A 9,615-nucleotide genomic window follows, 5' to 3' on the forward strand; every position below is an offset into this window, starting at 1 on the left:
GCGACCTTGCGCGCGTGGTAGTACAGGCCGACCTGGACGGCGGTGAAGATCAGCGCGAGGACGACGACGGCCAGGACCGCGAACTCGACGCTGCCGAAACCGCGATCGCCCCGCGCCCGCCGCCGGAGGAGTGCTGTCGCACGCCGTCCCGGACGTGTCAGTCTCCCACCGCCTCTTCGGGGCTCGTGTGCGTGCTTCATCTTCCTCGGCTTCTTCGACGTGATGGTGATGCGGGTGCGGGGGGTGGTCAGCCGCCGTTGATGATTCCGATCTTCTCCAGGAGCTTGGTGCGGATCGCCAGTACCAGCAGGCCGGCGCCGACCAGCAGCGCACCGGCGATCACCGCCAGCTCGGTGGAGGTCTGCCCGGCGTCCTTGCCGGCTTTCAGGGCCGCGTACCGGCCGCGGATCCACACGGTCAGGGTCTGGATGTCCATGAGTGTTTCTCTTTCAGCTTCCGAGGATGGTGATCGTGACGGGGATCATCACGAACGTGAGCATGAGGATGACGCCGAAGGTGACCGGCAGGATCATCGCCGCGCTCGCCGCGTTGGCCTGCGCTTTCGCGTCCGACAGCAGCGCGATGCGTAGCTGCCGGGCCTGGGCCTGCAGGGTGGTGTAGACGGCCGCACCGTCACCGGCGAGGGCGAGGGTGTCGGCGGGGCGGGTCAGTTCGGGGATGTCGAGTTCGTCGCCGAGCTGCTTGAGGGCGTCCCAGACGGTGACACCGGAGAGGTCGGCCTGGTGGAAGACCTGCCGCATGCGCACGAAGATGAAGCCGTCACCGACTTCCGCGGTCTGGGTCAGGGCTTGGGCCGCGCCGGAGTTCGCGATGCGGGCCAGCGCGACGCGCTCCAGGTAGGAGGCGGCGGCGTGACGGACGATGAGACGGACGGCTGCCGCGTCGCGGGCGACGTCCTTGCCGGGCCAGAACCAGAACAGGCCGGCCATGGCGAGGGAAACGATCGCGGGAACCGTGAACGGGAAGGCCGCGCCGGCTGCGGCGAGGAGCGCCTGGAGGAGCTGCGGGAGCAGCAGGCCGTACAGGGTGAACAAGGCCCGCTTGCCGAGATGCTCGGCCGGGCTGATCCTCAGCAGGTTCAGGTCCTTGACGGGCAGTGTGATGCGGCCGCCGAGTTCGTCGAGCAGCCGGGCGCCGACGCGTTTCTGGAACGTTGTGCCGGTGGTGGTCGTGTGGGTGGTTGAGGACAGGGGCGGTCCGCCGGTCTTGGAGACGTCCAGGCGGTCCAGGGCGGATGCGAGGTCGCGGCGGGCGGGCATGGCCGCGCGTACGGCCAGGCCGATCAGGACGCCTGCGGCCGCTGCGGGGAGCACCGCGTTCATGGGGATCATCGGGCGCCTCCCGTGGTGGTGAGCTGGGCGGGCGGAAGCGGGTCGATGAGCCGGGGGTCGGGTTCGGTCCTGGCGATCTTCCGCAGCCAGCGCAGGGTGTAGGCGAAGAGCCCGCCGAGGCCGGCGAGGACGATCTGCCCGACCGGGGACTGGCACCAGCCGGACCAGGCGTCGTTGAGCATGCAGCCGACCACGACGATGCAGATGACGACCGAGACCATGCGCGAGCTCTTGCGGACCTTCGCCCGGTCGGCCTCGATGTCACGGGCGTCCGCGGCCTGCTGATGGATCGTGACGGCCAGGGCCTCCAGCGCGTCGGACAGTCCGGGGCCCTTGTAGACGGCATGGGACTGGAAGAGCAGGACGACGTGGTCGGACACGCCGTCGGCGAGCTCGTCGGCGAACAGGGCGAAGGCGTCGTTCGCTTCCATTCCGGAGCGCAGCCGGTCCGCCAGGGCCCGCACGTTCGGGGCGATCGGCGCGGGCGCGGCCTTCGCGGAGGCCTGGATGGTTTGGGAGAGGCTGATTCCGGCCTGGTGGACACCGGCCAGGTGGTTGAGCCACTGCCCGAGCGCCTCCAGGCGCTCGATCCGCTGGGTGGCCGCGGTGCCCGGGTTGAGGAGGTAGGGCAGGGCGAGGACGGCGGCACCGGCGAGGAGACCGTGGACGGGCCAGCCGGTCCAGGCCCATACCACCAGTGCCACGATGCCCGCCGCGGTGAGCAGGTGCCGCCAGCGCCGCTGCCACGCCTCCGGCAGTTCGGCCTTCGCGCGCTGGATGCGGCCGGTCATGCGGGATCTCGGTTTGGCCGGGTCGGGGATGCGGCCGCGGAACTCGCGCACGGCGGCGACGACGGCGAGCAGGGTGAGCACGGCGCAGCAGGCCGCGGTCAGGGCCAGTTGGGAGGTGGTCATGCGGGCCCCCAGGTCAGTGCCGCTTCCGTAAGGTCCGCGCGGTCGAAGCCGTTCTGTTCGAGTCGGCCGATACAGGCGGGCTCGTTCTGGAACACTGCGCGCGGCTGTCCCGGGACGGGGGCGAACACCGTGTGCAGGGCCGCGGCGGGGTTCTGGTGGTGGCTGGTCGTTTCGCTGATGTGCGAGATGAAGCGGTGTCCGCCGGGCTGCCCGGGGTGGTGGGAGAGGTGGATGACGAGGTCGACGGCTTCTTCGACCTGCCGGGGCGCGGCGGGGCCCAGCGCTGCCGTGCAGAGGTCGGTGAGCTGGTCGATGGCGTCGCGGGGGTCCGCCGCGGTCACCGTGCACATCGAGCCGCGGCCGCTCGTCATGGCCTGGAGTACTGCCGGGAGAGCATCGGTTTCAGGCTGGTCGACGAGGATCCGGTGCGCGTCGTGGTGGAGTGCCAGCGGGACCAGGGCGGTGGTGTGGGGGCCGCTCATTTCGACAACCTGACGGCCGGGGCCGGCCAGTCCCAGTTGCGGAAGAGGTTCGAGGGTCACGATCCGCTGGTAGGCGGGAACGGCCTGGCCCAGTGCCCGCAGCAGGGTCGTGCGGCCGCTTTTGCCGGGGCCGGAGATCACCAGGTTGAGTTCGCCGAGAACGCAGGCGTTCAGGAACCGGGACAGCGCCTGGTTGAGGAAGCCGTGCTGCTCCAGCTGTTCCAGAGAGGTGTGGGAGTTCACCGTGCGCCTTCTCTCTGCAGGGGCGGTCCCCAGGCGCCGTGCGGGTTGTCGGTCAGCCACTGCCGGCTGAACAGGCCGGTGCGCTCCAGGTCGTCGATGAAGGTCGGCATGTTCTTGTAGACGGCGCGCGGTTCGCCGCCCTGGGGGGCGAAGAGTTCGGTGGTGACCGGCCGGCCGCCTTCGCCGACGGTGTCGTGGACCTCGTAGATGCTGCTCACGTACCTGTGCTTGCGGCCGCCGATCGTCGTCTCGTCCAGGTAGGTCAGGTAGACCACCACGTCGATGGAGGCGGCGATAAGGTGGTGGGCGGCCTCGGTCTGCATGCCGGCCTCGGTGCACAGCTGGACCAGGCGGCTGATGATGGCGTGCGGGCGGCGGACGTGGAGCGTGCACATGGAGCCGGAGCCGCCGGAGGACATGGCGTTCAGCATCGGCACGATCTCGGTGGAGCGGACCTCGCCGACGATGACCCTGCTGGCGTTGTAGCGCAGCGCGGTGGCGAACATGTCGGAGATGCTGACCTCGCCGGCCTTTTCGCCGCCTCGGACCTCGCCGTTGGACTGCCTGGCCTCGAACGCGAACGTCACCGGCCCCGGCTTCGGGCCGGGCTCGTCCAGGTAGAGCTCGCGGTCGGACTCCAGGGTGACCAGCCGTTCGGCGGGCGGGATCTCACGGCCGAGCGCGCGCAGCAGCGACGTCTTGCCCGCTCCCATGTCGCCGACGACCAGCATGTTCATCTTGGCGTGGACGCACGCGGTCAAAAACCGTTCCAGGAGCGGGTTGATCGAGCCCCACCGGACGAGCTCGGCGATGCCGTGCTGCTGGATGCGGTGGCGGCGGATGACGACCGACGGGCGGGTGGTGAGCAGCGAGGAGGTGACCCGGGAGCCGTCGGGCATGCGGAAGCCGATCATGGGGGTGGCCTGGGTGAGGGCCCGCTCGCCGTGTCCGGATAGGCGGGCCATCCGGTTGACCCAGGCGATCAGCTCTTCGTGGCTGTCGGCGACCTTCTCGATCGTGCGGCGCGGCCGGTCGTAGTACTCGACGTGCGCGCGCAGCCCGTCGACCATCACGTCCTCGACTCCCTTCTCGTCGAGGAGGGACTGGAGGCGGCCGCCGCGGTACATGGCGTCGAAGACCGCGTTGGCGATCGACGTCTCCTGCTCCTGGCTGAGCGGGGCGTTGCCCTGGGCGTACTTGGTGGCCCAGTCGGCGACCGCGTTGCGGGTCAGGGACTTCGCCAGGGCCCGCCGGTCGGCCTCTTCGAGGAGTTTGTTGGGGTCCTTGGCGCTGAGCTGTTTGGACACCTGGGCCTGGAGGTCCTCGATGACGTCCCAGCCCACGGGGATCTCGCCGGGCAGGCCGGCCAGGCGCGGCACCGCGCCGGCGTGTGCTGTGGTCGGCAGGACGGCCGGCAATGCCGGATCCGGCAATGCCGACTCGACGTTTCCGCAGGTCAGCACCACTTCCGGCAATGCCGGATCCCCCCCACACCCCCCGGAGGAGGTAACTACCTCCTCCCCCTACCCCCTCACGGACACCAGCGGCCACATGTCGCTGCCGTCACAGAAGGAGGGGGAGGAGGCTGGCTACGCCGAGGAAGACCTCCGGGCGGCTGCCGACGTCCTGGAGTTGCTGCCGGATCCCTGGACCCAGGGCCGCCTGAACGCGGTCAAGCTCGCCCCGAAGCTCCTCAAGGTGATGGCCGAGCAGGGGTGGCCCGGCATCCATGTGGTCGATCGACTCGTTCTCACCAAGCAGCTCACGAAGAACCCGCACAAGGTGACTAACCCGTACCGCCTGCTGGCGGGCGACCGAATCCCGAACCTGCCTCGCTACGCGGTTGTTGCCGCCGCGCTCCAGCCCGCGCAGGGCTCGTCGTCGGATGCCATGTGCCCCAAGCACCCGCACTACCCCGCGGGTAGCCGCTGCATCCCCTGCGTCACGGCCTGACGCAAAACGGGCCGGACCGTTCCCGCGGTCCGACCCGTACCCCCTGCCCGATGCACCCGAACAGGAGACCACCAGTGTCCAGCACCCGGGACCTTCCCGGCCAGCGCCCGCCCGCCGGCTCCGACGAATCCGACCTCCGGGACGCCGCCCCGGCACCCGGCATCATGCGCAAGCCCCCGCAGAACCTGGAAGCCGAGCAGGCCGTCCTCGGCACCCTGATGAGCAGCACCGGGGCAGCGACCCGGTACTTCGCGGAGACCCTTGAGACGGGCATCGTCGCGGACGAGTACTACCGGCCCGCCCATGGGATGATCCACCGCGCCATCGTTGACCTGCACCAGGCCAAGGAGGCGGTGGACGTTGTTACCGTCGCTGAGGAGCTGACCCGGCGCGGGGAGCTCGCGAAGGCCGGCGGAGCCCCGTACCTGCACACCTGCATCCAGGCCGTCCCCACGGCCGCGAACGGTGCGTACTACGCCGAGATCGTCCGCGCGAAGGCGTACCGGCGCGCGGCGATCGAATCGGCGATGAAGATCCTGCAGTACGCCTACAGCGAGGAAGGCGACGAGGCAGACGTGCGCAGCCTCGTCGAGCAGCAGCTCACCGAGATCGCCGCGGGCACGCCAGGCCTCAGCGCCGCCCCGCCCGCCGTCGCCGACCTGTATCTCGACTTCGTCGCCGAGCTGGAGGAGATCCAGACCGGGCGGGAGATCGGACTCCCCTACGGGATCGCCGACCTCGACGCGGTGACCTCGGGCATGTGGCCCGGGAACGTCTCGGTCATCGCCGCGCAATCCGGCGTGGGCAAGTCGACTCTGGCCCTGAACGCGGCGGTGGCGGCCGCCAAGACCGGGGCCAAGGTGCTGTTCTCGTCGCTGGAGATGAGCAGCACGGAACTGATGCAGAAGATCGCCGCAGCCGAGGGCTTGATCGCGATGCACCACCTCACCCGGCAGGACGGCCTCACCGCCGAGGAGTGGAAGACGATCGAGCGTCTCGGACGGGAGCTGTTCAAGACGCTGCCGCTGCACGTCTACCGGCCCGACAGCGCCGCGCTGCGCGACATCGAGTCAGCTGGCCGGGCCTGCGTCCGCGACGGCGGCCTGGACGTACTCGTCGTCGACTACCTCCAGCTCGTCGAAGTCGAGCACACACGCAACAGCACCCGCGAACAGGCCGTCGCCGCCGTCTCCCGCGGCCTCAAGAACCTGTCGGTGGAACTGGACTGCCACGTCATCGCCCTGTCGCAGCTCAACGACGACGGCATGATGCGCGAGTCGAGGGCCATCAAAAACGACGCATCCGTCGTGATCAAGGTCGAGCGCCCGGACATCGACGAGCCGGAATCGCCGCGCGCCGGCGAGGTAGACCTCGTGATCGAGAAGAACCGGTTCGGGCCGCGGGCAACCGTCACAGCCGCCGCGCAGATGCACTACTCCCGCTTCATCGACATGGCTCGGACCTGATCACCCGCCCCCGACGCCCCATCAAGGGGCCTAGGGGTGCCTCTCGCTGGCGATCACCCGCCCCGGACCTCCCAGGTCGGGGCGGCCCGAGTTCGCGGCGCAGAGAGGCGTGCAGGGGATCCGCTTGCTGATGAGTGACCAGTTCGCACGACGAGGAAGGGGAGATCCGTGCCGGAGAGGACGATCGACTTCGGGAAGTTCGGCGCCCGGGGCATCAAGGGCAGTGACGCTGTCGCACGCAAGCTCGACGAGCTGGCGGACGGGATCGTCACCCCGGTGACCGTGAAGCGCGGTCTGATGGCCCGCCTGCATTACCTGACCCGGACCGACCACAGCCGCAAGGCGGCCAGGGACGCCGGGCTGACGGTGACCGACCGGACGCTGAAGGCGTGGCTGGAGGAGCGGCGCCGGCCCTCGAACGCCAACCTGGAACGCATCGACGCCGCCTACCGCCAGGTGCGCCGCCAGAACGTCGCCCGGCACCTCCTGCGACGCCTGAACGCCGCCGGCGGGACACGGGTGGAGATCCACCCGCTGAACCAGTCGCAGGTGCCGCGCCCGCTTCAGCGGCTGGTGGAGTACCGCACGATGAACGTCCGCCGCTGGGACCGCATCGTCGAGGCCTGGGCGGCCGGCGACCACCAGGGCCTGGACGATGCCTGGGAGGACGTCATCGTCGACCTGGGATCCCAGTGGGGGCAGTACGAGTACGTGACCAACGTCGGCTTCGCCGCCTAGAACCATCCTGTGCGCCGTTCTGAGCGCCTGTCAGCCGCCCCGGGCCTTTTTTCGGGGTCCGGGGCGGCCTGCATTCGGGGCTCAGAGGGGCGTACAACGCTCCGCGCGGCGGCGTTCCTCGCTGAACCGCAGCACCCCGGCCGCCGCCCCACTCACCCGCACCCCCGACGCGGCGTCAACGATGACCGCCCCCCAGTCGGATCGCACCCCGAGCACCGAGTTCGTCCAGGAGAGCACAGTGCAGGTGCCGCCACACGCCCGCAGCGGTCCAGACGGAGAACCGCCGATGGGCCGTGGCAGATGACACTCCGAACGTGGGCGGCAGGTGCCGCCAGGCGCACCCGCTGGTCAGCACGTACACGACTGCCGTGAACACCGCACGCTGTTCCACCGGAGCCGTGCCTCCGCCCTGTCGGCGAGCTCGGAAGGCTGGAAGCATCGGCTCCACGAGCGCCCACAAGCTATCCGGCACGAGTCGCTGCGTCAGATACCCACCCACGAACGCCAAGTGTCAACCATCAAGTGATACCCCAGCGATCACGGTGCGGGAGTGGGGGTTCGTCAGCTGAGTGCGCGTTTCCCCAGCAGGTCCAGCGCCTGCTGCGGGCGGTCCAGGACCGAGTCTGTGGGCTCCGTCACGTCGTACATGTGCCCCCACCGGGCTCCGGCACTGTGGCTGCCCGCTGCCCTGGCGGCTAGCAGGTCCAGCGGGGAGTCGCCGACGTACGCCAGCTGCGTCGCATCGGTGCCGAGCTTGTCCGCGGCGAGCAGGATGCCGTCCGGCGCCGGCTTGGGACGCTGGACCACGACCACGACCAGGAGCACGGAGCCCGGCACCGCGCCCGCGACTGCTGTCCTCCGAGCGGACCGAGCATGGTGCGCTCCTCGGGCGGAGCGCCTCGGGGATCGGCGGCCGGCAAGTCCCTCTCGCGCGGTCTTTTGCGCCTATTCCTAGATACGCGCTGCCTGGCCCTCCTAGCATCAGGCCACATGAGCCTCAGGGAACGGCGACGTATCGAGTTGCTCGAGTGGGTGGAAGAGCAGCTTCGTGACTCCGGCTCCGGAGCGGTTGATGCCAAGACATGGGCCACGCGCAACGGCGTCGCGGACCTGGAACTGCGAACTCTAGTGGACGGTCTGAAGGCTGACGGCCTCCTGAAGGACGCCGGGGTTGAGTACGACTGGTGGACCGCATGGGCTTCTATCGGTGGGTCGGTCGGTACGGGGGCTCGCGGCCGGCGGGTCTCACTCGCCCCTGCTGGCGTAGCGGAGCTACAGGGCATCCGGGCGAGACGTTCGAATCGCTTGAAACGCAACGTCCACGTAAGGAACGTGATCCTGCAGTGGCTCTACGAGCGTGAGGCTGAGCCCGTTCGGTCCCTCACCGAGATGATCAATGACCCCGAGGTGCACTTCCACTGGGAGGGGCTGACGAGGGACGAGGTGCGCCGGGCTTTTGTGTACCTCAGCGAGGAGTCCATGGTTAGAGGGAGAATCGCTGTGGGCGGGGACGTATTGGTCCCAAGGCTCACGGCCCGAGGGATCGAGTGCGTAGAGAGTGGGGCGAACGTGACCGACTTCGTTAGTCGTCAGAAAAGCGGCGGGAACATCTATCACACGTACCTGCCCAATGCTCAGGGCGTCATCGTGGGTGAGCAGCAAAACTTCACTCAGAACAACAATGCAGGCGTTGATCCGAGCGAGTTCGTCCGGCTTGCTGGCTACCTCGGGCAGGTGAGCGCGACGCTTGGTTTGGAGGACTCCGAGAGGGTTGAGTTGGAGCAAGCGGCTCAGGACTTGCATGCCGCAGCCACATCCGCATCCCCCGAACCCGGCAGTCTGCGGACTCTGACAACCCGCGTCCTTGATGGTCTGGCTAACGCCGCAGGGACGGTCGCTGGGCAAATGGCTCTCCAGATGGGGCAAAGTGCTCTTGGTTCCCTGGGCTGAGAAGCTGTATTCATGATTCCAAAGGGATCTGGGTAAGTTTTTGACGCACTTTTTGATTCGGGATTCACGGGTTCGCGGATCCCGAATCCAGTTCCTTTCCGGTGCTCAAGGGTCGCCATTTGTGATGGTGGGTGAGTTCGGGGGAGTGGGGTTTTTGAGGGTGCGTGAGGCGGCTCAGGTGGTGCGTGCTGATTCCCAATCTCATCTGGGGTCAGGTTTTGACGCACTGTCTGGGTGGGTATGGTGGGGGAGAGTTTCGGGTGTCCGGCCCGGTCCTCACGGTCCGTCACATCCCGTTTGACCGAGGCCACCCCTCCACCTAGCCAGCCGCCCGCGTAGCGGGCTCTGAGCAGCCACGGAGTGGATGCTCAGGTGGTCGGTGCGAAGCTCCGACCACGATCAAGGGTCACGGAGTGACCCGGCAACCCGGGCCGCAGGCCCGATACCGCGCGGAGCGCGGTGCCTGCTTTTCCGCCGCGTAGCGGCGGCGCGTCGCGTCTGCGGAGCAGACCGCGCG

Annotated in this window: 12 protein-coding genes; 4 read left to right on the plus strand and 8 right to left on the minus strand. The window is 68.8% G+C overall.

Annotated features, from left to right (window positions below; genetic code table 11):
* The 6 genes from ACWCQ6_RS34110 to ACWCQ6_RS34135 form a co-directional block, all read right to left on the minus strand.
* Positions 1 to 200 (minus strand): TadE/TadG family type IV pilus assembly protein (locus ACWCQ6_RS34110; RefSeq protein WP_451095927.1); only part of this gene is annotated, 200 nt, incomplete at its 3' end.
* Positions 201 to 247: 47 nt separating this feature from the next.
* Complete coding sequence (locus ACWCQ6_RS34115) at positions 248 to 436, minus strand: LPXTG cell wall anchor domain-containing protein (protein WP_365475787.1); 189 nt, start codon at positions 434 to 436, stop codon at positions 248 to 250.
* A 13-nt stretch (positions 437 to 449) separates the two neighbouring features.
* On the minus strand, positions 450 to 1,352 hold the full coding sequence (locus ACWCQ6_RS34120) for a type II secretion system F family protein (protein ID WP_451095929.1): 903 nt from the start codon (positions 1,350 to 1,352) through the stop codon (positions 450 to 452).
* Complete coding sequence (locus ACWCQ6_RS34125; protein WP_451095931.1) at positions 1,349 to 2,266, minus strand: type II secretion system F family protein; 918 nt, start codon at positions 2,264 to 2,266, stop codon at positions 1,349 to 1,351. The genes ACWCQ6_RS34120 and ACWCQ6_RS34125 overlap by 4 nt, the downstream gene beginning before the upstream one ends.
* Positions 2,263 to 2,991, minus strand: a complete 729-nt coding sequence (locus ACWCQ6_RS34130; protein ID WP_451095933.1) for an ATPase, T2SS/T4P/T4SS family — start codon at positions 2,989 to 2,991, stop codon at positions 2,263 to 2,265. Before ACWCQ6_RS34130 ends, ACWCQ6_RS34125 begins: the two co-directional genes overlap by 4 nt.
* Complete coding sequence (locus ACWCQ6_RS34135) at positions 2,988 to 4,457, minus strand: CpaF family protein (protein WP_451095945.1); 1,470 nt, start codon at positions 4,455 to 4,457, stop codon at positions 2,988 to 2,990. The genes ACWCQ6_RS34130 and ACWCQ6_RS34135 overlap by 4 nt, the downstream gene beginning before the upstream one ends.
* 85 nt (positions 4,458 to 4,542) lie before the next feature.
* Between ACWCQ6_RS34135 and ACWCQ6_RS34140 the strand changes: the two genes are divergently transcribed.
* From ACWCQ6_RS34140 to ACWCQ6_RS34150, 3 genes are all read left to right on the plus strand, one after another.
* Positions 4,543 to 4,944: a hypothetical protein gene (locus ACWCQ6_RS34140; RefSeq protein WP_451095935.1), complete on the plus strand. Its 402-nt coding sequence runs from the start codon at positions 4,543 to 4,545 to the stop codon at positions 4,942 to 4,944.
* Positions 4,945 to 5,018: 74 nt separating this feature from the next.
* Positions 5,019 to 6,410 carry a replicative DNA helicase gene (locus tag ACWCQ6_RS34145; protein WP_451095937.1) on the plus strand — a complete coding sequence of 464 codons (1,392 nt, stop codon included), beginning with the start codon at positions 5,019 to 5,021 and terminating at the stop codon, positions 6,408 to 6,410.
* A gap of 168 nt (positions 6,411 to 6,578) precedes the next feature.
* Positions 6,579 to 7,148 carry a transcriptional regulator gene (locus ACWCQ6_RS34150; protein WP_451095939.1) on the plus strand — a complete coding sequence of 190 codons (570 nt, stop codon included), beginning with the start codon at positions 6,579 to 6,581 and terminating at the stop codon, positions 7,146 to 7,148.
* A 175-nt stretch (positions 7,149 to 7,323) separates the two neighbouring features.
* On the opposite strand, the gene ACWCQ6_RS34155 is transcribed toward ACWCQ6_RS34150, so the two are convergent.
* Positions 7,324 to 7,647: a transposase gene (locus tag ACWCQ6_RS34155; RefSeq protein WP_451095947.1), complete on the minus strand. Its 324-nt coding sequence runs from the start codon at positions 7,645 to 7,647 to the stop codon at positions 7,324 to 7,326.
* A gap of 62 nt (positions 7,648 to 7,709) precedes the next feature.
* Positions 7,710 to 7,985, minus strand: coding sequence for an HAD family hydrolase (locus ACWCQ6_RS34160; RefSeq protein WP_451095941.1), 276 nt, complete (start codon positions 7,983 to 7,985; stop codon positions 7,710 to 7,712).
* A 153-nt stretch (positions 7,986 to 8,138) separates the two neighbouring features.
* Here ACWCQ6_RS34160 and ACWCQ6_RS34165 point away from each other — a divergent pair, with 153 nt between their 5' ends.
* Positions 8,139 to 9,098: a hypothetical protein gene (locus ACWCQ6_RS34165; RefSeq protein ID WP_451095943.1), complete on the plus strand. Its 960-nt coding sequence runs from the start codon at positions 8,139 to 8,141 to the stop codon at positions 9,096 to 9,098.
* The last annotated feature ends 517 nt before the right edge of the window (positions 9,099 to 9,615 follow it).

The sequence above is a fragment of the Streptomyces sp. NPDC001880 genome (genome assembly GCF_053594575.1).

Bases quoted from the DNA above. Each gene is read 5' to 3' on its own strand.
- ACWCQ6_RS34115 (WP_365475787.1), bottom strand. From the start codon at position 436: ATGGACATCCAGACCCTGACCGTGTGGATCCGCGGCCGGTACGCGGCC.
- ACWCQ6_RS34120 (WP_451095929.1), bottom strand. From the start codon at position 1,352: ATGATCCCCATGAACGCGGTGCTCCCCGCAGCGGCCGCAGGCGTCCTG.
- ACWCQ6_RS34125 (WP_451095931.1), bottom strand. From the start codon at position 2,266: ATGACCACCTCCCAACTGGCCCTGACCGCGGCCTGCTGCGCCGTGCTC.
- ACWCQ6_RS34140 (WP_451095935.1), top strand. From the start codon at position 4,543: ATGTCGCTGCCGTCACAGAAGGAGGGGGAGGAGGCTGGCTACGCCGAG.
- ACWCQ6_RS34165 (WP_451095943.1), top strand. From the start codon at position 8,139: ATGAGCCTCAGGGAACGGCGACGTATCGAGTTGCTCGAGTGGGTGGAA.